Raw genomic sequence first — 25320 nt, 5'->3', positions numbered from 1 at the left:
CCCCCGAACGTCCGGAGAGCCGCGCCCCTGTGACAGGGTCGCGGCTCTCCGCGTTCTCACAGGTCCAGCCGCCGCGTGATGCCGATCGAGTCGAGGAACGGCAGGTCGTGGCTGGCCACGATCAGCGCTCCCCGGTAGCCCGACAGCGCGCCCGCGAGCTGGCGCACGCTCGCCAGGTCGAGGTTGTTCGTCGGCTCGTCGAGCAGCAGCAGTTGCGGCTGGGCGAACAGCAGCCGGGCCAGCGCGGCCCGGAACCTCTCCCCGCCCGACAACGTGCCGGCGATCTGCTCGGCGCGGTCGCCGCGGAACAGGAACCGCGCGAGGCCCGCGCGGATCTCGTTCTCCGACGCCTCGGGCGCGACGGCGCGCACGTTGGCCGCGACGCTGACCGTCTCGTCGAGCACGTCGAGCCGCTGCGGCAGATAGCGCGTCGGCACGAGCGCGGGCCACCGGGTGACGGCCTCCAGCAGCGTCGTCTTGCCCGACCCGTTCGGGCCGAGCAGCGCGATGCGTTCGGGGCCCCTGACGACGAGCTCCGACGGTTCCCGGCCGCGCCGTTCCGGCACCACCTCCAGCGGCCCCGACACGTCGCGGTCGGTGACGAACGTGCCGCCGAGCGGGAACGACAGGACCATCCGGGTCTGCGGCACTGCCGTGCCCGGCAGGTCGACGCGGATCCCGGCCTCGTCGCGGACCGCCTCCTCGGCCTCGGTCAGGCGGTCGCGGGCGTCGGCGAGGCGTTGTTCGTGCATGATGCGGTGCTTGCCGGCGCTCTCCTGCTGGGCACGTTTGCGCGCGCCCATGACGATCTTCGGCTCACGCTTCCGCTCCTCCATCTTCCTGCCGTAGCGCACCCGCTTCGCGAGCTTCTCGTGGGCCTCGACGAGTTCCCGCTTCTCGCGCCGCACCTCGCCCTCGGCCGCGCGGACCATGCGCTCGGCCGCCTCCTGCTCCACTTCGAGCACCTCTTCGTACGCCGTCAGCCCGCCCCCGAACACCCGCCCGTCGGGCAGTTCGGCGAGCCGGTCGACGAGGTCGAGCAGCACCCGGTCGTGGCTGACCACGACGATCGTGCCCGGCCAGGAGGTGACGGCGTCGTAGAGCCGGTGGCGGGCGGCCAGGTCGAGGTTGTTGGTCGGTTCGTCGAGGAGCAGCACGTCGGGGGCGCGCAGGAACTCGGCGGCGAGGCCGACCATGACCGTCTCGCCGCCCGACAGCGTGGCGACGGTCCGGTCGAGTCCGACGTCGTCGAGGCCGAGCCGGTCGAGTTCGGCGCGGGCGCGTTCCTCGACGTCCCACACGACGTTCTCGAAGTGCTCCTCGGAGGTGTCGCCGGCCTCGATGGCGTGCAGGGCGTGCCTGGCCACGGTGATGCCCATGAGGTCGGAGACGGTGCGTCCCACGCCGAGCGGCAGGTTCTGCCGGAGATGGCCGACCGAGCCCGACACCTGGATCGAGCCCCGGATGGGCACCAGCTCGCCCGCGGCCAGCTTGAGAAGGGTGGACTTGCCGGAACCGTTGACCCCGATCAGCCCGGTCACGCCGGGGCCGATCACGAGGTCGAGGCCTTCGAAGACGGGGGTGCCGTCGGCCCAATAGAAGAAGAGATCGTCGCAGCGCAACATGGCGCACCAGCTCCAGAGGTCATGTGTCAGAGAGAAACGGACATGATCTCTAGAGCTCCAACGGATCTCCCCCGGGCAGGCGATGTGACGTCGTCAACGCTAGGCGGCCGGGTCGCCGGCCCGCAAACCAATTTCCGTCAGAGGCGCGAGCGGTAGATCTGGGCGGCCTTCTCGATCAGGTCGAGGTGGTCGGCGAGCTGGCTCGGGGAGTCGAGGCGGGCGTGCGTCCGGACGGTCTGGTCGAGCAGGGCCAGCCATTCGAGGCACCACCGCACGTCCTCCACGCGGGCGACCGGGCGGCCGGCGACGTCGACGTAGATGGGGCTGGTGTGGGCGTACACCCGGCGGTGCAGGCTGCGGCGGTGGGGGCCGCCGCTCGCGGTGGCGACGATGTAGGTGGGTTCGGTGACGGTCAGGGTGGCCCGGAGTTCGCCGCCCGGACCGGCGGCGGCCACGCCGTCGGCGGTGACGATCTCCAGGCGTTCCACCTCGGGACCGACGCTGCGGGCGACGACCTCGATCTCGTCGCCGGCCGCCAGGCACCAGGTGTCGCCGATCTCGGCTCCCCCGGCGGTCAGCTCCAGCCACGGGCCGGTGGTGGCGAAGGTGCGGCCCTGCCGCACGGCGTGCGCGTAGGCCTCGGCGGAGAGGGGGCCGCCGAGACGGGCGTACACGCGTTCCCAGCCGGGCGGGCTGGAGACGGTGTCCTGCCGGGTGTACGACAACATCGAGTCGGTGCCCGCCAGCGCGGCCAGCCGGTTGCCCGCGCCGAGCAGGCGGCGGTAGACCTCGACGGTGCCGGAGAACTCGGAGAAGTGCAGCAGTTCGACGCCGTCGACCAGGCCGAGCGCGGCGTCGACGACCAGGGCGCGGGCGTTGCAGTCGCGCCTGGCCGCGCCGATGACGTCGCCCGGTGTGGCGACCGGGCCGTGGAACGGGTGGGCGTAGCCGAGCACCGCCTGGAGTTCGCGCAGTTCACCGCAGGCGGCGCCGTTCGGGGGCCAGTCGGCGTCGTCGAGGAAGCCGGTGTGGTAGATCGACGGCGGGGCGGCCAGGCCGAAGGCGTGCACGTGGCCGAGCAGGTCGTTGCGGTATTCGACGCCCATCCGGGCGACGTGCCCGGCGTCCGACCACGGCAGGTCGCGGCCGGCCCAGTGGTGCAGCGCCTCCTGGTCGTAGACGCGGCGGCCGGCCACGTTGCCCGCCACCAGGTTGAGCACGTGCAGGTCCTCGCCGTGCTGCATGACGGCGGCCTCGGCCGGGGCGGCCACCACGTCGCCCGCCCAGTTGAGGTGGACGTGCAGGTCGGCGCCGTACCATCCCCTCGCGGCGGCGTCGTAGACGCGGGCCGGGGTGAGCTCGACCGTGGTCTCGCGCCAGGGCGACGGCACGACCTGGGTCTCCGCCAGTTCGTACTCCATGCCGCGGGTCACCCGCACGACCAGCGGTTCGGCCGGCACGGCCACCGTCAGGTCGTCGCCGTGGAAGTAGGGCACGCCGTGGTAGTCGCGCCGGTGCGGGACGCCGTCGGGCCACCAGCCCTGGCCGTCGGTCGACGTCACGCTCCAGCGGCAGGGGAAGCCGGCCCGCAGGCGCAGCCGCGCGGGCACCGCCGCCCGGGTGAGCACCGACAGGTCGACCGGCTCGCCGTCGCAGCGCAGGTCGCTGTCGCTGGCGAACTCGGCCAGGCGGGCGCCGCCCGGGGCGATGACGTGCTCGGTCCCGTCGAGGGTGACCGTGGCGGTGGTCGTACGGGCCGAGTCGACCAGGAGCACGCCCGGCACGGGGGTCGCCGAGAGCACCGCGCACGAACGGGCCTCCAGGATGTAGCCGCGGGGGGTGAGCCGCAGCACGGTCAGCCCGTCGGGGGCCTCCCGGCCGCTGACGGCGTCGCGGAAGGCCCGGTCGAGGTCGGTGTCGCCGGACATCTGATACGCCTCGTCCGGAAACCGGAGGAAGCTCAGCATGCGCACATAGCCGATCGGCGGTTCACCCCAGGTGATGCCGTGCTCGGCCAGCAGGGCGCGGTAGTCGTCGAGGGCCCGTGCCACCACCGGTGGCAACAACGGGTCATGATGCATGATCGCCTCCCCGATATCCGAAAGCGACAGCATCGTCACACCGGATCACCGGACATGGGGTGCAATCGTGCGTCGGGGTGCAGCGAGGTCGAACACGGGAGGAGAAAACCCGAACCGGGAGGGAAAACCGTCACCCGTGAAATCGTGGTGAACGAGCTCTGAATTCTTTTTGTGACTCGCGTCGATTTTCGCAGCATCTCACATAATTCGAGATGAGATGAGGAGAAGATTACTCGGCGTGGCGCTGGCCGTCCTCCTGGCGGGAGGGGTCGTCGCGGCCCTCGTCCTGGGGAACCTGGGATCAGGCGTCACCGTCGTCCGCGGCGTCATCGGGTCGGAGAAGAAGCCGTTCTTCGACGACCCGCAGGTCAAGGCCGCCTTCGCGAAGCACGGCCTCCAGGTGGAGGTCGACACCGCCGGGTCCCGCGAGATCGCCGCCGGCGTGGACCTGGACACCTATTCGTTCGCCTTCCCGTCGAGCGCGCCGGCCGCCGAGAAGATCAAGAAGGACCGCGGGGTCGCCGCGACCTACGCGCCGTTCTTCTCGCCCATGGCGGTGGCGACCTTCGAGCCGATCGTGGCCACGCTGACGCGGGCGGGGGTCGTGAGCGGCTCGACATTCGACATCAAGAAATATCTGGAAATAGTCGATAAAGGCACTCGGTGGGATGCACTGCCCGGTTCGGCGTACAAAGCCAGGAAACGGGTGCTGCTCACCACGACCGACATCCGCACCTCGAACTCGGCGGCCATGTACCTGGCGCTGACCAGCTACGTCGCCAACGGCGACGACGTCGTCCGGGGGGCCGACGCGCGGGTCGCCGAGCGGGTCGCGCCCCTGTTCCTCGACCAGGGCTACTCCGAGTCGACCTCCGAGGCGCCGTTCGAGGACTACCTGGCCATGGGCATGGGCAAAACCCCGATGATCATGGTGTACGAGGCCCAGTACGCCGCCCGCCTGTTCGCGAACGACGGCACCATCAGCCCGCAGATGCGGCTGCTCTACCCGTCGCCGACGGTGCTCAGCAAGCACACCCTGGTGCCCTTCGACGAGAACGCGAACGAGGTCGGCCGCCTGCTGACCGAGGACCCCGAGTTCGCCAAGCTCGCCGCCCGGCACGGCTTCCGCACCGCCGACCCCGGCGTCTTCGCCGGCCTCGCCCAGGGCACCCCGCTCACCCGCGACCTGGTCGACGTGGTCGAGCCGCCCACCTACGACCATCTCGACCAGCTCGTCGCCCTGATCGAAGAACGTTACCTCTGAGGGACAACCTGATGGACCTGGTACTCACGCCACCGGAGCCGGTCCCCCCGGTGCCCGCGGAGAAGGCGTCACGGATGATGCCGATCTCCGGCGAGCGGGACGCCGAGCTGGCCGGACGGGCCCGCGTGTTCGCCGGCGAACTCGCCGCGCTCGACCCGCGCTCCCCCGACTTCACCAAGAAGGTCGCCGACATCACCGCGATGGGCGCGACCGAGATCGGCTCGTCGTCGCAGGTGTCCAACCGCATGCTCCGCCGCCCGCTCAGGGCGGCGGAGGGACCGGTCGCCGGCGACCTGGTCGCGCTGCGCCGCACCATCGTCGACCTCGACCCGAAGAACGCCACCACCGGCCGCCGCCTGATGGGCCTGCTGCCGGGCAGGCTGCGCGACTACTTCGCCCGATACCAGAGCGCGCAGAAGCACCTCGACGACATCGTGCGCTCGCTCAAGTCGGGCCAGGACGAACTGCGCAAGGACAACGCCGCCATCGAGGGCGAGCGCCGCCTGCTCTGGGACGCGATGCTCAAACTCCAGGAGTACGTCGTCGTCGCCACCGCCCTCGACGCCGAGATCGAGGAGCTGATTCTGCGCGAGCACGACGAGGAGCGGGCCACCGCGCTGCGCAGCGACGCCCTGTTCGCGGTGCGGCAGCGCCACCAGGACCTGCTCACCCAGCTCGCCGTGTCGGCCCAGGGCTACCTGGCGCTCGACCTGGTGCGCAAGAACAACCTGGAGCTCATCAAGGGCGTCGACCGCGCCACCACGACCACGATGGCCGCGCTGCGCACGGCGGTCGTGGTCGCCCAGGCGCTCGCCGGGCAGAAGCTGGTGCTCGACCAGATCACCGCCCTCAACACGACGACCTCCGACCTCATCGTGTCGACGAGTGAGCTGCTGCGCGGCCAGGCCGCCGACATCCAGGCGCAGGCCGCCGCGACGACCGTCGACCTCGACTCGCTGCGCAAGGCGTTCGACAACATCTACGCCACCATCGACACCGTCGACGAGTTCCGCGCGCGGGCAGTGGAGACCATGGCCACCACCGTGAGCAGCCTGACGGTGGAGCTGGCGAACGCGCAGAAGCACCTGGAGCGGAGCGAGCGATGAGTCGGGCCCTCCTGGCGCTGCTGCTGGTCGCGGCGTCGCTGACCGCGTGCTCGGCCGGCGAGCCGTTCCGCATCCTGGCCGGCAGCGAGGTCGCCGACCTCGAACCGCTGCTGAAGGAGTCGGGCCTGGACGTCGAGCTCACCTACACCGGCACCCTCGACGGGGCCGAGCGGGTGGCGCGGGGCGACGCCGCGGACTACGACGCGATCTGGTTCTCCTCCAACCGCTACCTGTCGCTGATCGACGGCGCGCGCGAGAGGTTGTCGACCCAGACGAAGATCATGAACTCGCCGGTCGTGCTGGGCCTCAAGCCCGCCAAGGCGGCCGAACTCGGCTGGAACGGCACGCCGGTGACCTGGTCGGACATCGCGGCCGCGGCCGCCGCGCACCGGTTCACGTTCGGGATGACGAACCCGGCCTCGTCGAACTCGGGGTTCTCGGCCCTGGTCGGGGTGGCGGCGGCGCTCTCCGACGCCGGCGACGCCCTCGACGCGCGCCGGATCGGCGCGGTTACGCCCCGGCTGAAGGAGTTCTTCTCCGCGCAGCGGCTCACCTCGGGCTCGTCGGGCTGGCTGGCCGACGCCTACACCGCCCGGCCCGACGTCGACGGGCTGGTCAACTACGAGTCGGTGCTGCTCGGCATGCGCGACCGGCTGACGCTGGTCTACCCGTCGGACGGGGTGGTGTCGGCCGACTACCCGCTGACCCTGCTCGCCTCCTCGGAACGGAAGGAGCAGTACGACGAGCTGGCCTCGTGGTTGCGTACCCCCGAGACCCAGCGGAAGATCATGATGGCCACGCACCGGCGGCCGATCGTGCCCGGGGTCGCGCTCGCGCCGGAGTTCGGGTCGGCCGCGCTCGTCGAGCTGCCGTTCCCGAACCGGCGGTCCGCGGCCGACGAGCTCATCGGGGCCTACCTGAACGAGGTGCGGGTGCCCGCGCGGGCGGTGTTCGTGCTCGACACCTCCGGTTCGATGGAGGGCGACCGCATCGACAGCCTGCGCACCGCGCTCGTGACGCTGACCGGCGCCGACACCTCCGCCTACGGCACCTTCTCCCGGTTCCGCAACCGCGAGCAGGTCACGCTGCTGCCGTTCGCCGACCGGCTGAAGGGGCAGCAGGATTACCAGGTGCCCGCCTCGAACCCCGAAGCGGTGCTCGGGCGGATCAGGGGGTACGCCGAAGGGTTGTCGGCCGAGGGCGGCACCGCCATCTACGACGCGCTGCGCGCCGCCTACGAGCAACCCGTCGACGCGGCGCGCTACTCGTCGATCGTGCTGATGACCGACGGCGAGAACACCGACGGCTCGGAGTACCTCGACTTCCAGCACTACCACCAGGCGCTGCCCCCCGAGAAGAAGGCGGTCAGGACCTTCGTGGTGCTGTTCGGCGACAGCGACGCCGAGGAGATGAACCAGGTCGCGAAGCTGACCGGCGGCGCCGTCTTCGACGCCAGGAACGGCTCGCTGGCCGAGGCGTTCAAGGAGATCCGTGGCTACCAGTGACCGGGTCCTGACCTACCTGGGCTCGACGAAGAACATCGTCGGCTCGGTCTGCGGGCTCATCGGCGTGGGCCTGGTCTTCCTCGGCGTCGCGGGCGCGTTCTGGCCCGTGGTGGTCGTCGGCCTGTACGGCCTGGGCGCGCTCCTGGCCCCCTCGGACAAGACCAGGGTCGTGGTGTCCCTCGCCAAGGCGGAGACCGCCGCCCTGCGGGCCGAACTCGACACCCTCGTCGGGCGGCTGCGCGGCCTCCCGCCCGACGTGATCGACCGCGTGGTCGACCTGGCCGGGACGCTGCGCGGCGTCCTCGCCCGGGTCGGGTCGCCCGACCACCTCCACGTGGTCTCGCAGACCATCCGCGACTACCTGCCGACCAGCCTGGACGCTTACGGGCGGCTCCCCCCGGCCCGCAGGGAGGCCGCCCACGCCGAGTTGCTCGGCCAGCTCGACCTGCTGAAAACGGGCCTGGGCCGGGTCGCGGACGCGGTCCACGCGGGCGACGAACAGGCGCTGCGGGACCAGGGCCGCTTCCTCCAGGACCGATTCGGCGGATCCTCACTGGACCTGTGAACCGGCTCCGCCGAACCGGTCCTGAAGTGTTCAGCCCGCACCGGCCCGGTACAGCAGATCGGCCGCCTGGGCCGGGGTCAGGTCTCCGTCGAGGACCCGCTGTTCAACCCCGGGGGCGATCGAGCGTGTTCTCTCGCGAAGTTCGCCGAGCACCCGTTCGCGGACCATCGCCCACGTCCAGTCGACCGCCTGCCTCTGCCGTTTGGCCGTCAGGTCCGTCGTCGCCTGGTGCCTGAGGATGTGCGCCCACAACTCGGGCAGCCCCGCCCCGGTCATTCCGCTGCAGGTCAGCACGGGGGTGTGCGAGTTGAGCAGGCGCAGCGCCCCCGACAGTTCCCGGGCCGCCCTCCTGGCCGCCGGCTCGAACTCGCCGTCGGCCTTGTTGACCGCGATCACGTCGGCCAGCTCCAGGACGCCCTTCTTGATGCCCTGGAGCTGGTCGCCGGTCCGCGCGAGGGAGAGCACCAGGAAGGTGTCGACCATCTCGGCCACCGCCGTCTCGGACTGCCCGACCCCGACGGTCTCGACGAGCACCACGTCGTAGCCGGCCGCCTCGACGACGACCATCGCCTCCCGCGTCGCCTTCGCCACCCCGCCGAGCGTCCCGGCGGTCGGCGACGGGCGGATGAACGCGTCCGGGTCGACCGCCAGGCGGCTCATCCGGGTCTTGTCGCCCAGGATGCTGCCGCCCGACCTGCTGGACGACGGGTCGACGGCCAGCACCGCCACCTTGTGGCCCGAGCCGGTGAGCATCGTGCCGAGCGCCTCGATGAACGTCGACTTCCCCACGCCCGGCACCCCGCTGACCCCCACCCGGCGGGCCTTCCCGGCCGCCGGGGCGAGCTCCGCGAGCAGGACCTGGGCCTGCTCGCGATGGTCGGCGCGGGTCGACTCGACCAGAGTGATGGCCCGCGCGATCGACCGGCGGTCGCCCTTCCTCACCCCTTCGGCGATCATCGGTTCCGCAGGTCGGCGATGAGGCCGAGGGCGGCGTCGGCGATGACCGTGCCGGGCGGGAAGATGGCGTCGGCGCCCGCCGCGCGCAGCGCGTCGAAGTCGCCGGGCGGGATCACCCCGCCGACCACGATCATGATGTCGCCCGCGCCCTGGTCCTCCAGCGCCTTCTTCAGCGCCGGGACGAGCGTCAGGTGCCCCGCCGCCAGCGACGACACCCCGACGACGTGGACGTCGGCCTCGACCGCCTGGCGGGCGACCTCCTCGGGCGTCTGGAACAGCGGGCCGACGTCGACGTCGAACCCGAGGTCGGCGAAACCGGTCGCGATCACCTTCTGGCCCCGGTCGTGGCCGTCCTGGCCCATCTTCGCCACCAGGATCCGGGGCCGGCGGCCCTCCTCCTCGGCGAACTCCGCGCAGGCCTTGCGCACCTCGTCGATCCTGCTCATGCCGGCGCCGGCCTCCTGGCGGTAGACCCCGGTGATGGTCCGGATGCGGGCCTCGTGGCGGCCGAACACCTTCTCCAGCGCGTCGGAGATCTCCCCGACGGTCGCCTTCGCGCGGGCCGCGTCGACCGCGAGGGCCAGCAGGTTGCCGGTCCCGGCGGCGGCCTCGGTCAGCGCCTCCAGCGCCCGCTCCACCTGGGCCGCGTCGCGTTCCGCGCGCAGCCGCTCCAGCTTGGCGAGCTGCCGGCGGCGTACCGCGCTGTTGTCGACCTTCAGCACCTCGATCGGCTCGTCGGCCTCCGGACGGTACTTGTTCACGCCGATCACCGGCTGGCGGCCCGAGTCGATGCGCGCCTGGGTGCGGGCCGCGGCCTCCTCGATACGGAGCTTGGGCAGGCCGAGGTCGATGGCGCGGGCCATGCCGCCGGCCTCCTCGACCTCCTGGATGTGCGCCCACGCCTGCTGCGCCAGCTCCTCGGTGAGCCGCTCGACGTAGTAGGAGCCGCCCCACGGGTCGATCACCCGTGTCGTGCCCGACTCCTGCTGGAGGACCAACTGGGTGTTGCGGGCGATCCGGGCCGAGAAGTCGCTCGGCAGCGCGAGCGCCTCGTCGAGCGCGTTGGTGTGCAGCGACTGCGTGTGGCCCTGGGTGGCCGCCATCGCCTCGACGCAGGTGCGGGCGACGTTGTTGTAGACGTCCTGCGCGGTCAGCGACCAGCCGGAGGTCTGCGAGTGGGTGCGCAGCGACAACGACTTGGGGTTCTTCGCGCCGAAGTCGCGCACCAGCCGCGCCCACAACAACCGGGCCGCGCGCAGCTTGGCGACCTCCATGAAGAAGTTCATGCCGATGCACCAGAAGAACGACAACCTCGGCGCGAACGCGTCGACGTCGAGCCCCGCCTTCGTGCCCGCCCGCAGGTATTCGACGCCGTCGGCCAGCGTGTACGCCAGCTCCAGGTCGAGCGTGGCCCCCGCCTCCTGGATGTGGTAGCCGGAGATCGAGATCGAGTTGAACTTCGGCATCTGCCGCGAGGTGAACTCGAAGATGTCGGAGATGATCCGCATCGACGGTTCCGGCGGGTAGATGTAGGTGTTGCGGACCATGAACTCCTTGAGGATGTCGTTCTGGATCGTCCCCTGGAGCTGCTCGGGCGCCACCCCCTGCTCCTCGGCCGCCACGATGTAGAGCGCGAGGATCGGCAGGACGGCGCCGTTCATGGTCATCGACACGCTCATGCGGTCGAGCGGGATGCCCTCGAAGAGCTGCCGCATGTCGTAGATCGAGTCGATCGCCACCCCGGCCATGCCGACGTCGCCCGCCACACGCGGATGGTCGGAGTCGTAACCCCGGTGGGTGGCCAGGTCGAAGGCGACCGACAGGCCCTTCTGCCCGGCCGCCAGGTTGCGGCGGTAGAACGCGTTGGACTCCTCGGCGGTGGAGAACCCGGCGTACTGGCGGATCGTCCACGGCTGGTTGACGTACATCGTCGGGTAGGGGCCGCGCAGGAACGGCGCCCTGCCGGGGTAGGTCGGCAGGTAGCCGGGCAGGTCGGCGGGGTCGTAGACGGGCTTGACCGCGATGCCCTCCGGGGTCTCCCACACCTCGCCGCCGACCTTGGCCGGCTCGGGGTGACCGGTCCCGAGCGGGATCTCGCTGAAGTCGGGGATCATCGGTCCACTCCCAGGTCGTCGAACGTGGTCTCCAGGACCTTCAGGGCGTCACACCCCGCGAAGAGGGTGGCGTCGACACCCTCATACTCCCCCTTCCCGGCCAGCCACACCTTCCGGGCCCCCGCCTCCCTGAGCGCGGCGGCGACCTGCGCGGCCTGGTCGGCGTACAGGCGGTCGCTGGAGCAGATGCACGCGACCGGGGTGCCCGCGTCCGCGAACTCCTCCGGCGCTCCGGCCACGGTAGCGATGCCGCCGGCCGCGAAGAGGTTGGCGGCGAACGTGGCGCGGGCGGTGTGCACGGCGATCGGGCCGAGCGTGGCCAGGAAGACCACCGGCCTGTTCTCCTGCCGGTCGGCGACGTCACGGAGGTGCTCATAGGGCTCGGCGTGGCGCACGGGCTCGCCGGCCAGGCCCCGGCCGGGCTCGCGGACCGGCGGCCTCTCGGCCAGGTTCGGGAACTCGCTCACACCGGTGATCGGGTGCCTGCGGCGGGCGACGTCGCCGGCCCGCCTCGCGCGCGTGGCGGCGACCGCCTCCTCGATGACCCGCTCGCCCTGCCTCTCGGCCTGCCGGAACAGCTCCCACGCCCGGTTCGCCAGGTCGTCGGTCAGGTGCTCCACATACCAGGAACCGCCCGCCGGATCGGCGACCCGGGCCACCCCCGCCTCCTCGACCAGCAGCGACTGGGTGTTGCGCGCGATCCGGCGGGCGAACGCGTCGGGCAGCCCGAGCGCCGCGTCGAACGGCTGGACCGTCACCGCGTCGGCGCCACCGGCCCCCGCCGCGAAACACGCCAGCGTGGTGCGCAGCAGGTTCACCCACGGGTCACGCGCCGTCATCATCGCGCCCGAGGTCACGGCGTGCTGAAGCTGCGCGGGCGGGCCACCGGCCACCTCGGCGACCCGGGCCCACAACCTGCGGGCCGCCCGGAGCTTGGCGATGGTGAGGAACTGGTCGGCGGTGGCGGCGTACCGGAACTCGATCAGCTCGAAGGCCCGCTCGACCGGCAGACCGGCCTCGGTGAGCCGCCGCAGCGCCTGGACACCCTGCGTGATCGACGCGGCGAGCTCCTGCGCGTCGGCGGCGCCTCTGTCGTGGTAGGCCAGCGCGTCGACCACGACCAGCCGGAGCCTCCCGCGGGCCCTGCCCGCGAAGTCGGCGAGATCGGGATCGCCGGGCGCGAAGCCCAGATTGCCGCCCGGGAACTCACCGGCTTCGTTCAACTGGAGAAGGGCGTGCGCGGCCCGCGCGGCACGGTTCCCCGCGTCGAGGACGACCGGCGCCAGATCGAGCAGCACCCCGTCGAGCACCACCGGCAGCGCGGCCGGATCGATCGAGGTCAGATCGAGCCAGATCGACGAGACGCCGTTCTCCAGGTCGGCCAGGATCGCCTCCCGGGTCACCCGCGGATCGGGGTGGGCGTGCCGCTGCCGCACGTCCCACGGCCCGGCGTGCCCCACCAGACGCGGCAGCTCAGGGGCCTCGTCGTAGAGCGGCGCGATCGTCACGTCGTCGTAGGTGCGCGTCGCGAGCCGGCCCTCCGGGTCGTCGCCCTCATATCCCGACTTGCGCAGCACCGACAGCGCGAGCGCCCGCCATTCCTCCCGCGAACCGGGATCGAATCCGGCCGCCAGCTCCACTCTCATGCTCCGGATGATAGGCCGAAGCCCTGAAGCGGGTCTCAACCGGTCGCCCAGCGATTCACGACGTGTAGCGGAACGACTCCTCCCACGTGAGCCGCCCCACGATCCCGTCGTCGGCCAGGTCGACCCGCCGCTGGAACGTCTTGCACACGTCGCGTGACCGCTGCCCGTACACGCCGTCGGCGTCGAGCTCGAAGCCGATCTTCTTCATCTGCTGCTGCCACCGCTTCACGTCGTCACCGACCGTGACCGGCGGGAAGGTGAACAACCGCCCCGGCCACGCCGGGATCTGCCCGCCCGGCGGGTTGCCGGGATTCCCGCCCCCGGGCCGGGGCGCGCCCCGCTCCACCCACGCGTACAGCGCCGCGCCGGGGCAGTCGGTGGAGAAACCGTCGCGGTGCCCCTTGATCTCGGTCCCGGCGCCGCCCTCCTGGCGGAGGTACTCGATGGCGTCGAGGATGCCGTGCAGCAGGTCGTTGTTGGGCTTCACGAACCCGGCGTTGCCGACCAGGCCGAGCACGGCGTAGTGGTCGGAGTTCAGGCCGGAGCCGTTGGCGGCGGGAAGCCGGTCGGGGCCACGTCCGACGAACACCTTCCGGTGCGGACACGCGATCATCGAGTTGCCGGTGAAGTAGACCGAGCCGTTCCGGCGGGCCAGCCAGGTCTGGTTCTCGGTACGGGGACACCAGATCTCCCCGTCGTAGGTCTCCTCGGAGATCTGGAAGGCGCCCAGGCTCTGTTTGGCCGCTCGGGGGCCGAAGAACTCCTGGCGGCGGACGGTCACCAGCCACATGTCGGTCGGGCAGGAGGCGGTGGGCGGCCTGCGGCGCAGCGAAGCGCCGCGGCCGTACAGCAGGACCGCGAACATGAAGGCCTCGGAGGCCGCCCGGTTCTTCTGCGCGAGCTTGTCCTCTCCGGCGTTGTCGGCGGCCATGGAGGTCTCGATGAACAACCCGAGCTGGGCCCTGGTCAGCGACAGCAGGAACTCGAACGTGGGCACCCGGTCGGGCGCGACGTCGAGGAGATGCGGACCGGCATCGGCGGACAGGTGGAACTCCACCAGGTCGTCGTTGAGCGCCTCACGCCATCGCGGCACTCCGTCGGAGGTCGGGCCGAGTCGGGGGAAGCCGCCCGAGTCGGGGCCGAAGACCTCCGTGAGCGCCATCCGCAGGCGGCTGACGTTCACCGCGTTCTTCACGGCCTGGTAGATCGCCACGGAGGTGCTGGGGGTCTTGTCCCTGTTGCGCTTGACGGTGCCCTCGGTCCAGAACCAGGCGACCAATTCGACGAAGGCGTCCGACCACTTGGCCTCGGTCGGCAGGTCGGCACACGGAGCGGCGATCGGGATCCGATCCCAGTAGGTGAGCGTCTCCGTGGTGGCCCACAGGCGTTCCCTGGAGGTGACCTCGCGTCGGCCGCTGCCGGTCGCCACCCACCTGCCCCGGTCGTCCTTGACTCTGACCGTGCCGGTCCGACGCCGGTAGCGCTCCACCGGCCAGCGGTGCTGAGGCGTGGTGAGCGAGGAGTGCCGGTCGCCCTCCATGCGGATCATGGTGCGGGGCTGGGCGGGGAAGACGTGCACGTCGAGAAGCGGCTGCCACTCCGACAGGCCGGTCTCGTGGTTGAGCGTCAGGGTCAGGTCGCCCGGCTGGATCTCGCGATACGTCTTCCAGCCTTCACGGGTGAGGATCTCCGTCTGCTCGTCGACGCAGTAGCCGATGTCTATCCAGCCGTTGCCGTCCATGTGGAAGTTCTGGATCGACTTGACCTGGGCGACGCACAGGTTGTGGTCGTTGACGATCTCCGGCGGGACGCGGCCCCCCGTGTAGTGGACCTTGACACCCTTCGTGGACGTCAGCGGGGAGTAGGACCCCTTGGGAGCGCGGGCCCCCCATTGCGAGCGGGTCACCAGCGAGATCGCCACGAGGAAACTCCCGAACAGGTTGGACAGGACGCCGAGCATATTGGCCGCCGGATGGCACGAGTGGCGCTTTGCCCATATCGGCGGCCGATATGCCCAACGCTCATGCCCCGCTAGCCCCAGACCTCCCGCGCCGTCTCCACGATGAGGCGCAACTTGGCGAGCTGCTCCTCCTGGGTGAGGGAATTGCCCTCGACGGTGGAAGAGAACCCGCACTGCGGGGACAGGCAGAGCTGGTCGACGTCGATGTACTTCGAGGCGGCCTCGATGCGCCGCTTGAGGTCGTCCTTCGACTCCAGGACGCCCGACTTGGTGGTGACGAGGCCGAGGACGACGTACTTGCCCTTGGGGACGTAACGGAGGGGTTCGAAGCCGCCGGAGCGCTCGTCGTCGAACTCCAGGAAGAAGCCGTCGACGCCGAGTTCGCCGAACAGGGCCTCGGCGACGAAGTCGTAGGAGCCTTCGGCGGCCCAGGAGGAGCGGAAGTTGCCGCGGCACATGTGGGTGGTGACGCGCATGCCCTCGGGCCGGCCGGCGATGGCGGCGTTGATCTGCTGGATGTAGCGCAGGTGGAGGTGGTCGGCGTCGTCGCCGCGGGCGGCGATCTCGGCGCGCTGCGCGGGGTCGTTGAGGTAGGCGAGGGAGGTGTCGTCGAACTGCAGGTAGGTGCAGCCCTGCGCGCCGATCCGGGCCACCTCGTTCTGGTACGCCGCCGCGAGGTCGGCCCAGAACTCCTCGATGTCGGGGTAGACGCCGGGGTCGATGGCGGCCTGGCCGCCTCGGTAGTGGACCATGTTCGGCGACGGGATGGTCAGCTTGGGGGTCTGGCCCTCGCCGGCGACGCTCTGGAGGTAGGCGAAGTCGTCGCCGAAGATCGTCTCATCGAGGGTGATCCGGCCGTCGACCTTCATCCCCTTGGGGGTGAACTCGATCTTCTCGTTCTCGTTGCGGAACTTGACGACGATCTGCTCGTCGGCGGCCACGCTGATGCCGCCGAGGCGGTAGATGAAGTCCATGTGCCAGGAGGCGCGGCGGAACTCGCCGTCGGTGGCCGTCTGGAGGCCGGCCTCGGCCTGGAGGGCGACGACGTCGCGGATGGCGGCGTCTTCGACGGCGCGCAGGCCGGCGGCGTCGAGGGCGCCCCTGGCGTGGTCGTCACGAGCCTGGAGCAGGGTTGCCGGGCGCAGGAGGCTGCCGACGTGATCCGCGCGGAAGGGGGGCTCTGTGCGCATCTGCGAATCATCTCCATTGATGTCTCAAAACATGACGGAAGTCGTCAAGACGCTAGCGCCACCACGGTCTGCGTGCGAGGGTTTCTTGATCACGGAACGAGTGTTTCGCCCCGCGATGGGCGGACCACTCTGCGCTCCGTGACGATGGCGGTGATGAGGTCCGCGGGGGTCACGTCGAAGGCGGGATTGAGGGTGGCGACGCCCGGCAGCGCGGTGACCTCGGCGCTCCCCCGGTCTTCGATCTCGATGTCGCCCCCGCCGGGTGTGCGCGGGTCGACGGTGGTCTCGGGCGCGACCACGACGAACGGCACGCCGGCCCGGTGGGCGCCGAGGGCGAGCATGTAGGAGCCGATCTTGTTGGCGGTGTCGCCGTTGGCGGCGATGCGGTCGGCGCCGATGACGACGGCGTCGGCTGCGCCGCGCGCCAGCAGGAACGGCCCGGCCGAGTCGACGACGAGCCGGAACGGCGCGCCCATGTTCTGGAGCTCCCAGGTGGTGAGCCGGGCGCCCTGGAGCAGCGGCCGGGTCTCCAGCGCGATGGCCTCGGCGAGCGCGCCGCGTTCGTGCATGGTCTGGATCACCCCGAGCGCGGTGCCGCGCTCGACGGTGGCCAGCGCGCCGGTGTTGCAGATGGTCATGACGCGGGTCGCGCCGTAGCCGGCGAGCAGGTCGGCGCCGCGCTCCCCCATCGCGCGGCAGGCCTCGACGTCCTCGGCGCGGATCTCCAGCGCCCGCTTCAGCGGATCGGCCGCCCGGGCGGCCTCCCGCACCCCCCACGCCAGGTTCACCGCGGTCGGGCGGGCCGCCGCCAGGGGTTCGATCGGCTCTCCCGTACGGGCGGCGAGCGCGACCCCCAGCGCCCCGGCGACCCCGAGGGCGGGCGCCCCCCGAACGGACAGCCGCTTGATCGCGTCGACGAGCCCGGCGACCGTGGTGATGCGGAGGTGCACGACCTCACCGGGCAGCCGGGTCTGGTCGATGAGGACGATCGCGTCGCCGTCCCAGCCAATCGTCGTCATGCCCCCGACGCTAGCGCGAACAGGTTCTCGTCGCCTCCGGGAGCGGCCGTCAGCGACAACCCCAGGGGCAGCCCGTCGACCCGCGTCACCGGAAGCGCCAGGACGGGCGCCCCGGCGATCGGCGCCAGGCACGTCAGCCGCAGCGTGGCCGCCCGGGTGCGGGCCGGCCGCCCGAGCGCGGGGGCCGTGACGGGCGCGCTCGGCAGCGCCATGACGGCCCCCTCCAGCAGGTCGAGCAGCCGCTGCCGCGCCTCGGCGACGGTCTTGCGGGCGAGGCTGACCTCTTCTGCGGTGAGCCGCTCGGCCCGCTCGAAGCGGGCGGCGACCCCCGGGCCGAAGGCGGGCCGCTTCTCGCGGACCCACGCGCCGTGGCAGGCCCAGACCTCGGCGGCCTGGGTGATCGCGAACGCGTCGGTGACGTCGAGCCCGAGCGGGGTGCGGTCGACGGGCAGCCCGAGGTCGCGGATGCCCGTCGCCAGCGCGGCTCCCACCCGCGGGGACAGTTCGCTCCAGAGGTCGGCCGGGACCCAGACCCGCTCCGGCGCCGGCGGCCGGGGCGCGGGATCGATGAGCGCGTCGGCCGCCCATTCGAGCAGCGGCAACTCCCGGGCCAGCAGCCCCGGCACGTCGTAGGAGGGCGCCACCGGCACGATGCCCTCGCGGGGAGCGCGGGAATGGGTGGGGCGATAGCCGTACAGACCGCAGAAAGAGGCCGGGACGCGGACCGAACCGGCCGTGTCGGTGCCCAGCCCGAGATCGGCGCGGCCGCCGGCGACGGCCGCGGCGGACCCGCTCGACGACCCGCCGCAGACGTGACCGGGCGCGGCCGGGTTCTCGGGTGCGCCGTAGTGCCGGTTGGTGCCCCCCAGGCTCCAGGCGAGCTCGTCGGTGTGGGTCTTGCCGGCGAACACGCTCATGGAGCGGAGCCGCGCCACGGCCTCCGCGTCACGCTCGGCCGGTTCCTTCAGCAGATCGGGATGGCCCGCCCCGGTGGGCAGCCCCTCGACGTCGACGACATCCTTGACGGCCAGGCGAGGCCCCTCGGCCTCAGGCGTCACGGAACCCCACGGTACGAACGGATCGATCGCCATGCCTCACCTTCCTACGCGAGGCCGATTTCGCCCCCGTGTCCCACGCGTAAACGGATAATGCGTCGACACCTCCCCCGACAGATCGGGATCATTGCCCCCATGACTCCACTCGAGATGAAGGTGTGGGTCGACGACAGCGACAGCCCCGCCGACATCATCGACGCCCTCGCCCTGTCCCCCTTCGCGACCGGGGCGCAGCCGTGGGCGCAGACCGCCGGCGTGGAAAGGGTACGCAAGGACGCGCCGCTGACCGCCTCCGGCGGCGTCCTGGTGCGCGCCGCGACCTCCGACGACGGCCCCGACTCCCGCCTGTACGAGGGCGAGGGCTGGACCATGCGCGTCGTCCGCTACAAGGGCGGCAACGCGATGGTCGCGGTGACGGCCGTGACCGAGGACCTGGCCGCCGCCGTCGTGGCCGAAGCCGTCAAGGACGCCGCCGAACCCCGCCCGACCGACGACGACAACGTGACGATGGGCTTCTTCTGGAAGTCCGAACACGGCCGGAGGCGGTCGACGAAGACGATCGGCGCGTCGGCGTGGGCGGACATCCGGCGCAACTACCCGCGCCTGGCCCAGGGGAAGCTCGACTCCCTGATGACCCTGCGGGCCGGGTCCGCGCCCGGCCGCCTGCTGCTCCTGCACGGCCCGCCCGGAACGGGGAAGACGACGCTGCTGCGGACCCTCGCCCGGGAGTGGCGGTCGTGGTGCCAGGTCGACTGCGTGCTCGACCCGGAGCGGCTGTTCAACGACCCGGGGTACCTGATGGAGGTGGCGGTCGGCTGCGACTGCCCCGACCACGACGAGAAGAAGTGGCGTCTCCTCGTCCTGGAAGACTGCGACGAACTCATCCGCGCGGAGGCGAAGGTGTCCGCCGGGCAGGGGCTATCCCGGCTCCTGAACCTGACCGACGGCCTGCTGGGGCAGGGGCGGGACGTCCTGGTGGCCGTGACGACCAATGAGGATCTGCAGCGGTTGCATCCCGCGGTGGTGCGGCCGGGGCGGTGCCTGGCGCAGATCGAGGTCGGGCGGATGCAGCCCGACGAGGCTTCGGCGTGGCTGGGGGACACGGCCGGGGTCGGGCCCGGCGGGTTGACGCTGGCGGAGATGTTCGCGCTCAAGGCGGGGGTGGCGCCCGAGGAGACTCCGGTCGAGACCGGGCTGTATCTGTAGTGTCCCACCTGGACGAGGCTTTCCTATGTGCAGGTGACGTGGCCCGCCTGTTCCCGCTCGACGACCCGCTGCCAGGGAAAGTCCGGTGAGAGGGTCGAGCGCTCCAGGCGGACCGTGTCGAACCTCAGGGTGGGCACCCGGCTCAGCGCCTTCGCCAGGGTTCTGGCCCCGCCTTCGACCGCGGTGACGGTGAGCCCGGCATGGCGGTGCAGGGCGTAGGCCTGCGCGTACACGTCGAGGAAGGTGCTCAGTCTCGTGTACGGGGTGAGCCGGAACTCCGTCGGCCGGGGAGCCGGCCGCGACGGGGGTGTGGTCGGCTGGAAACGGCCGGCGACCGCGTCGAGGATGACCCGGTTGTCGAAGACCTCGGGCGTGGTGACGAGCCGGGCGTTGGGGAACTGCTCGACGTCCACGCAGTCGTCGCGGTTGGCCGACGGCCCGTTGACCTGGACGACCTTGACCGGGTCGGTGGTGCGGTCGAAGTGGTCGACCCAGCGGATGCGCAGGTCGGTGACGTAGGGGCCGCCCCTGCGGAAGCGCCCGACGCCCGCGCCCCTGTTGGGGGCGGCCAGGAGGACCATGCGGGAGACGTGCCCGGCCCACGGGCGGTGTTCGCGGGAGTCGTCGTCGCCGTTGGCGACCAGGTAGGCGTGCCGGAAGACCAGCCCGGCCGCGCCGTGGGCGACCAGGGCTATGCGGCCGCCGTCCCAGTTGACGTCGATCCAGCGGCAGAGGCTTCTCGGGTCGTGGTGCGACACCTTGGCGGCGTGCCAGCCCTCCGGTGCCGGGGCCGCGCCCGGCCCCTGATAGATCAGCAGATTCCTCCGCATATCCGGAGCTTGGCCCGCCTCCGGCGGGGTGGCGTGAGTAGGGGCATGCTCAATCAGGAAGGCTTGGATCATGAGTGAGGCCGCCAAGATCTGTTCCGAGCTGATCCGCATCGACACCACCAACCCCGGCCCCGGAGAACGGGAGGCCGCGGAATACGTGGCCGGGCTGCTGTCCGAGGTGGGGCTCTCCCCCGTCGTGGTGGAGAGCGCGCCGCGCCGGGCCAGCGTCGTCTGCCGGGTCCCCGGGGACTCCCCGGACGCCCTGCTGATCCACGGGCACCTCGACGTGGTGCCGGCCGACCCGGCCGACTGGGCCTTCCACCCGTTCGGCGGGGAGATCGCCGACGGGTACGTGCACGGGCGCGGGGCCGTCGACATGAAGGGGTCGCTGGCGATGACGCTGGCGTGGGTGCGGCAGGGGATCCGGCCCCGGCGGGACCTGGTCCTGGCGTTCCTGGCCGACGAGGAGGGCACCGGCGAGTTCGGGTCGCGGTACGTGGTGGAGCGGCACGCCGACCTCTTCGAGGGGTGCGGCGAGGCCATCTCCGAGTCGGGCGGGTTCTCGGTGACGATGCCGTCGGGGGTGCGGGTCTATCCCATCGGGGTCGGGGAGCGGGGGACGGCGTGGATGAAGGTCACGGCGCGGGGGGTGGCGGGGCACGGGTCGAAGCCGCCGGTGGACAATCCGGTGGCGGAGCTGGCACGGGCGCTGGCGCGGGTGGCCGACCACGAGTGGCCGATCCGCCTCACGCCGGCGGTGTCGGCGATGATCGCGGAACTGTCCGAGATCGTCGGGATGGAGATCGACCCCGCGAACCTGTCGGAGGTGCCGCCGAAGGCCGCCGCTCTGTTCAAGGGCACGATCAGGAATTCCACCAACCCGACCATGATGAACGCCGGATACAAGATCAATGTCATTCCCGGGACCGCCGAGGCGGGCATCGACGGGAGATTCGTGCCGGGATTCAAAGAGGAATTCCTCGACACTCTCGACCGGTTGCTGGGCCCGCGGATCACCAGGGAGTTCATCAACTTCGAGGACGCCCCGTCCGCGCCGACCAGCGGCCTGTTCCACGAACTGGGCGCGGCCCTGACGGCCATGGACCCCACCGCCCGGCCGGTGCCATATGTCATGACAGGGGGCACGGACGCCAAATCCTTCGCCCGCCTGGGCATCAAAGGCTACGGTTTCGCCCCGCTATTGCTTCCGCCCGATCTCGACTACTTCGGGCTGTTTCACGGGATCGATGAGCGGGTGCCGGTCGAAGGGCTCGAATTCGGCGTTCAGACATTGGACAGGCTGCTCGCGCCCGCCCATTGATCACGCGCCGGCCGGCCGTACAACCGAGCTCGGACACCCGATCGCCACGCGAGACCAACGGGGAAACCGATGCCGCGAGAATATTTCCCTCGGAATTGATTCTCCGGGCGCGAACCGACTGCAATCGCCTGTCCCCGTGTGCCACCATGGATGGCGACGATCCGGCGCCTACGCTCCGCGACCGGAACCGCCCGCACAGGCCCGATCGAGTCGCCAGGCCACGGCGCTTCGCCCTTCCGGGCATGGCCGAATCCGAGTGGCGCATGTCTCGGTTCAGTCGAGGTGTCTTACGACGGTCACTCTGTGTGGTAGAAAATCCGTGCTGCCTCCTTGCCGATTGCGGCCGAGGAGCACGATCGCCCGGAGACCCTGAGCCCACACCGCCTTGACGTGGGCTTATCCGTCAACCGGGCATACAGAACCAAGATAGATCCCGCTCCAAAGGCATGCCGTATTTCATCCATGACATGACCTTTATGAGGGTATGTCTGGATTACTTCAGTCAGGGGTGGCGCCCTGACCCGAACGTGTGCACATCGAAACGACGCGGTGACCCCCTCCACCGCAGTCCTATCTAGGGGCCTGAAATGAACCACTACGGGACCGAAATCCCTTCGGCAATCATGGACATCTGCGACGAGCCGCTGTCGTCCGTGGCCAAATACAACGGCCGCGAACTGGCCTCGATGCTCGGGCGGATCATGCCGGAAACCTCCCGGGTGGGCGTGGCCGCCTTCCAGGCCTCCATCTGATCCGACTCGACCCGGACGGGCTGAATGAAAGGGCACCATCTCGCCCTTCGCCAATTCGTGGTGAAGGTGCACACTCGCTGCGATCTCGCGTGCGATCACTGTTATGTGTACGAGCATGCCGACCAGTCGTGGCAGGCGAAACCCAAGGTGGTCCCCTCCGAAACCGTCATTCGCATCGCGGAGCGAATCGCCGAGCACGCGAGAAGCCGCGAACTGAGCGAGGTGTCGGTCATTCTCCATGGCGGCGAGCCGCTTCTGGCGGGTCCAGAGCGGCTCGACGAGATCCTCACCACGCTGAATCTCCACATAAGCCAGGCAGCCGAACTCCGTGTGAAAGTCCACACGAATGCCGTGCTGCTGAGCAGGCGATATCTCGACGTATTCGACAAGCACGCCGTCGAGATCGGCGTCTCCCTCGACGGTGACCGCGAGGCCAACGACCGCCATCGGCGCTACGCGAACGGGCGCAGCAGCTACGACCGCGTCGTGGCCGGCATCGAACTGCTGCGGCGATACCGCCCCCATTTGTTCAGCGGTATCCTTTGCACGATCGACACCATGAACGATCCGATCCGGGTCTACGAATCGCTGCTCCGCCTCGAACCCCCGAAGATCGATTTCCTGCTCCCCCACGCCACGTGGCACGAGCCCCCGCCACGCCGGTCGGAGACCGACTACGCCGACTGGCTGGGCGCGATCTACGACCGCTGGGAGAAGGACGCGCGCCCGGTGCGGATCCGGCTGTTCGACTCGATCATCCGCACGACCTACGGGCAGTCCAGCCTCAGCGAGGCCATCGGGGTGGAGCCCAGCAGTCTGGTGGTCATCGACACCGACGGCTCCTACGAGCAGGTCGACTCCTTGAAGGTGGCCTTCGACGGCGCCCCGGCCACCGGGCTCGACGTCTTCCGCGCCGGCCTCGACGAGGTGGCGGCCCACCCGGGCATCACCGCCCGGCAGAAGGGGATCGAGGGGCTCTCGGCGACGTGCCGGGCGTGTCCGGTGGTGTCCAGTTGCGGGGGCGGCCTCTATCCCCACCGCTTCCGTGACGACTCCTTCGACAACCCCAGCGTCTACTGCGCAGACCTCTTCAAACTGATCAGCCACGTCCGTGAGGCGACTCCGATGCAAGCCCACCAGGTCTCCCCCCAGACCATCGAGACGCTCGCCGCCGGTTACGGCGGCGAGGCGGAGATCCGGGCGCTCATCGGATCGCAGATCAGCATCCGCCGGGCGTTGCTCACAGACGAGCGGATGGGCGCCGCCGAACCCGGCGCGGCCGAGACCCTGGTCGACCTCGACGAGGCCTTCCGCGGCGTGGTGAACGGCGTCATCGCCCACCCCTACGTCCGCGTGTGGGCGGTCGGCTTCCTGCGGGGCAGGGCGTCCGCCGGGCATCTGCGCAACATCACCGCGGCCGTCGCGGCCCGGGCGGGCACCCATCTGAAGATCCGCGCCGACGTGAGGGCGGGTGCGGTGCACCTGCCGACGGTCGGCACCCTCGTCGACGTCGAGGGCGACGACGTCTGGATCGAGGTCGACGAAGGCCGCGTCAGGGCCATCGGCGGAAGCGGCCGATGGCGGCCGGTCCGCACCCTCGTCGCGGCGGGCCACTCCGTCGTCGTCGAGGACGCCGACCCCTACCGCGACTGTCACCAGTGGCCCGCGGCCGGTCGGCTGAGCGATGCGGAACTGGCCCGGTGGCAGGAGGGTTTCGCGGCGGCCTGGGAGCTGATCGCCTCCGACCACGCCGAATATCTCCCGGGGCTGCAGGCCGGGCTGACGACGCTGATGCCGCTGCGGCCCGACCCCACCGGCCGTGACGTCAGTTCGGCCGCCCGCCACGCGTTCGGCGCGGTCGCGGCCGCGCCGCCCGCCGACCCGGCCACCCTCGCCCTCCTCCTGATCCACGAGTTCCAGCACGTCAAGCTGGGCGCGATCCTCGACATGTTCGACCTCTACGACGAGACCGTCGAGAAGACCTTCTACGCGCCCTGGCGCCCCGACCCCCGGCCGCTCGAAGGGCTGCTGCAGGGCACCTACGCGCACATCGCGGTGGCCGACTTCTGGCGCCGGCGACGGCACGTCGCCCCCGATCCGGCCGCCCACGAGTTCGCGCGGTGGCGGGCGCAGACAGCCGAGGCGATCGAGACGCTCGCGACCAGCGAGGCGCTCACCGAGCTGGGCGAGACCTTCGTGGCCCGGATGCGAGACACCCTGGCCCCCTGGCTTCTCGAGGAACTGCCCCACGAGGTCGAAGAACAGGCCCGGGCCGCCTCCGCCGCCCACCTGAAGGCCTTCCAGTCGCAGTCGTGACGGCCGTCACCGCCGACGGGCTGGGCGAGGACCTCCGCGCCCTGGGCGTCGCCCCCGGCCAGACGCTGATGGTGCACTCCTCCATGCGGAGCATCGGCTGGGTCGAGGGCGGCGCCCCCAGTGTGGTCGCGGCGCTGACCGGCGTGCTCGGCCCGGAGGGAACCCTGGTCGCGCCGGTCTTCACCACCGCCAACTCCGACACCTCGCCCTGGTTCCGCGCGGCGACCGAGGGCATGTCCGAGGAGGAGGTCCGGGCGTTCCGCGACGAGATGCCGCCGTTCGATCCCGCCACGACCCCGTCCACGGCCATGGGGGCCGTCGCCGAGGCGGTCCGGCTCTCCCCGGGCGCGGTGCGAAGCGTCCACCCGCAGACCTCCTACGCCGCCGTCGGCCCCCTGGCCGGCAAACTGACCGCCGGGCACGGCCGGGAATGCCACCACGGGGAGGATTCACCACTCGCCCGCCTTTATGACATCGGCGGGCATGTTCTGCTGATGGGCGTCGGGTTCGACCGTTGCACCGTTTTCCACCTGGCCGAATATCGCTACCTCCATCCGCGCACTCCGACCAGGCTCTACCGTTGCGTTGTGCGGGACGGCGATGGCCGGAAATGGTGGGAGTTCACCGACGTGAGCCTCGACGACAGCGACTTCGCGCAGCTCGGGGCCGATTTCGCGGCGACGGGAAACGTGCGCCGGGGGATGGTCGGCGGGGCGCACTGCCATTTCTTTCCGGTCCGCCAGGCGGTGGATTTCGCCGTGGCCTGGATGAGGCGGGAAAGAAAGCCGGGAAATTAGGCCCCTTCAGG

At 70.9% G+C, this 25320-nt stretch carries 19 protein-coding genes; 9 read left to right on the top strand and 10 right to left on the bottom strand.

All coding sequences use genetic code 11. The features are described from left to right. Positions 1–56 precede the first annotated feature (56 nt). Positions 57–1625 (bottom strand): ABC-F family ATP-binding cassette domain-containing protein, encoded by a 1569-nt coding sequence (locus tag AW273_RS24480; RefSeq protein WP_062352427.1) that lies wholly within the window; start codon positions 1623–1625, stop codon positions 57–59. Between the two features lie 137 nt (positions 1626–1762). Continuing rightward, positions 1763–3706 carry a CehA/McbA family metallohydrolase gene (locus AW273_RS24475; RefSeq protein WP_062352464.1) on the bottom strand — a complete coding sequence of 648 codons (1944 nt, stop codon included), beginning with the start codon at positions 3704–3706 and terminating at the stop codon, positions 1763–1765. A 217-nt stretch (positions 3707–3923) separates the two neighbouring features. On the opposite strand from AW273_RS24475, the gene AW273_RS24470 reads away from it, so the two are divergent. The 4 genes from AW273_RS24470 to AW273_RS24455 are packed head-to-tail and all read left to right on the top strand — an operon-like array spanning position 3924 to position 8146. Further along, entirely contained in the window at positions 3924–4970 is a 1047-nt protein-coding gene (locus tag AW273_RS24470) for a hypothetical protein (RefSeq protein WP_062352424.1), read from the top strand. A gap of 11 nt (positions 4971–4981) precedes the next feature. Further along, complete coding sequence (locus AW273_RS24465; RefSeq protein ID WP_198168331.1) at positions 4982–6076, top strand: toxic anion resistance protein; 1095 nt, start codon at positions 4982–4984, stop codon at positions 6074–6076. Further along, entirely contained in the window at positions 6073–7581 is a 1509-nt protein-coding gene (locus AW273_RS24460; RefSeq protein WP_062352421.1) for a vWA domain-containing protein, read from the top strand. Before AW273_RS24465 ends, AW273_RS24460 begins: the two co-directional genes overlap by 4 nt. Beyond that, the gene (locus AW273_RS24455; protein WP_062352419.1) at positions 7568–8146 is read left to right on the top strand and encodes a hypothetical protein; all 579 of its coding nucleotides are present in this window, start codon (positions 7568–7570) and stop codon (positions 8144–8146) included. Before AW273_RS24460 ends, AW273_RS24455 begins: the two co-directional genes overlap by 14 nt. Positions 8147–8176: 30 nt before the next feature. On the opposite strand, the gene meaB is transcribed toward AW273_RS24455, so the two are convergent. The 7 genes from meaB to AW273_RS24420 all read right to left on the bottom strand — a co-directional run bounded on the left by meaB (position 8177) and on the right by AW273_RS24420 (position 18123). Beyond that, positions 8177–9103, bottom strand: a complete 927-nt coding sequence (gene meaB / locus AW273_RS24450) for a methylmalonyl Co-A mutase-associated GTPase MeaB (RefSeq protein WP_062352416.1) — start codon at positions 9101–9103, stop codon at positions 8177–8179. After that, positions 9100–11217 carry a methylmalonyl-CoA mutase gene (gene scpA, locus AW273_RS24445; RefSeq protein ID WP_062352412.1) on the bottom strand — a complete coding sequence of 706 codons (2118 nt, stop codon included), beginning with the start codon at positions 11215–11217 and terminating at the stop codon, positions 9100–9102. Before scpA ends, meaB begins: the two co-directional genes overlap by 4 nt. Next, a complete protein-coding gene (locus AW273_RS24440) occupies positions 11214–12863 on the bottom strand; it encodes a methylmalonyl-CoA mutase family protein (protein WP_062352410.1) in 1650 nt (549 codons plus the stop codon). The genes scpA and AW273_RS24440 overlap by 4 nt, the downstream gene beginning before the upstream one ends. Positions 12864–12918: 55 nt before the next feature. Next, complete coding sequence (locus AW273_RS38780; RefSeq protein ID WP_062352407.1) at positions 12919–14823, bottom strand: peptidoglycan-binding protein; 1905 nt, start codon at positions 14821–14823, stop codon at positions 12919–12921. 71 nt (positions 14824–14894) lie between these two features. Next, positions 14895–16013, bottom strand: coding sequence for a 5-methyltetrahydropteroyltriglutamate--homocysteine S-methyltransferase (locus AW273_RS24430; RefSeq protein ID WP_062352404.1), 1119 nt, complete (start codon positions 16011–16013; stop codon positions 14895–14897). A gap of 89 nt (positions 16014–16102) precedes the next feature. Further along, on the bottom strand, positions 16103–17032 hold the full coding sequence (gene mtnA / locus AW273_RS24425) for an S-methyl-5-thioribose-1-phosphate isomerase (protein ID WP_062352401.1): 930 nt from the start codon (positions 17030–17032) through the stop codon (positions 16103–16105). Further along, a complete protein-coding gene (locus AW273_RS24420) occupies positions 17029–18123 on the bottom strand; it encodes an amidase family protein (RefSeq protein ID WP_062352398.1) in 1095 nt (364 codons plus the stop codon). Before AW273_RS24420 ends, mtnA begins: the two co-directional genes overlap by 4 nt. Before the next feature lie 99 nt (positions 18124–18222). Between AW273_RS24420 and AW273_RS24415 the strand changes: the two genes are divergently transcribed. Beyond that, complete coding sequence (locus AW273_RS24415) at positions 18223–19293, top strand: DUF5925 domain-containing protein (RefSeq protein ID WP_232327568.1); 1071 nt, start codon at positions 18223–18225, stop codon at positions 19291–19293. A gap of 23 nt (positions 19294–19316) precedes the next feature. On the opposite strand, the gene AW273_RS24410 is transcribed toward AW273_RS24415, so the two are convergent. Then, positions 19317–20123, bottom strand: coding sequence for a hypothetical protein (locus AW273_RS24410; RefSeq protein WP_062352392.1), 807 nt, complete (start codon positions 20121–20123; stop codon positions 19317–19319). Positions 20124–20193: 70 nt separating this feature from the next. On the opposite strand from AW273_RS24410, the gene AW273_RS24405 reads away from it, so the two are divergent. The 4 genes from AW273_RS24405 (at position 20194) to AW273_RS24395 (ending at position 25309) form a co-directional block, all read left to right on the top strand. Beyond that, a complete protein-coding gene (locus tag AW273_RS24405) occupies positions 20194–21444 on the top strand; it encodes a M20/M25/M40 family metallo-hydrolase (protein WP_062352389.1) in 1251 nt (416 codons plus the stop codon). Positions 21445–22031: 587 nt separating this feature from the next. Beyond that, positions 22032–22196 (top strand): hypothetical protein, encoded by a 165-nt coding sequence (locus tag AW273_RS37430; RefSeq protein WP_157553860.1) that lies wholly within the window; start codon positions 22032–22034, stop codon positions 22194–22196. A gap of 24 nt (positions 22197–22220) precedes the next feature. After that, positions 22221–24512, top strand: a complete 2292-nt coding sequence (locus tag AW273_RS24400) for an FxsB family cyclophane-forming radical SAM/SPASM peptide maturase (protein ID WP_062352386.1) — start codon at positions 22221–22223, stop codon at positions 24510–24512. After that, the gene (locus AW273_RS24395) at positions 24509–25309 is read left to right on the top strand and encodes an AAC(3) family N-acetyltransferase (RefSeq protein ID WP_062352383.1); all 801 of its coding nucleotides are present in this window, start codon (positions 24509–24511) and stop codon (positions 25307–25309) included. The genes AW273_RS24400 and AW273_RS24395 overlap by 4 nt, the downstream gene beginning before the upstream one ends. Positions 25310–25320 lie beyond the last annotated feature (11 nt).

Source organism: Herbidospora yilanensis (assembly GCF_001570565.1).
In the GTDB taxonomy this organism is placed as follows: domain Bacteria; phylum Actinomycetota; class Actinomycetes; order Streptosporangiales; family Streptosporangiaceae; genus Herbidospora; species Herbidospora yilanensis.
Note: the sequence above shows the minus strand (reverse complement) of the source record. Positions and strands in the feature narration are given on the sequence as shown.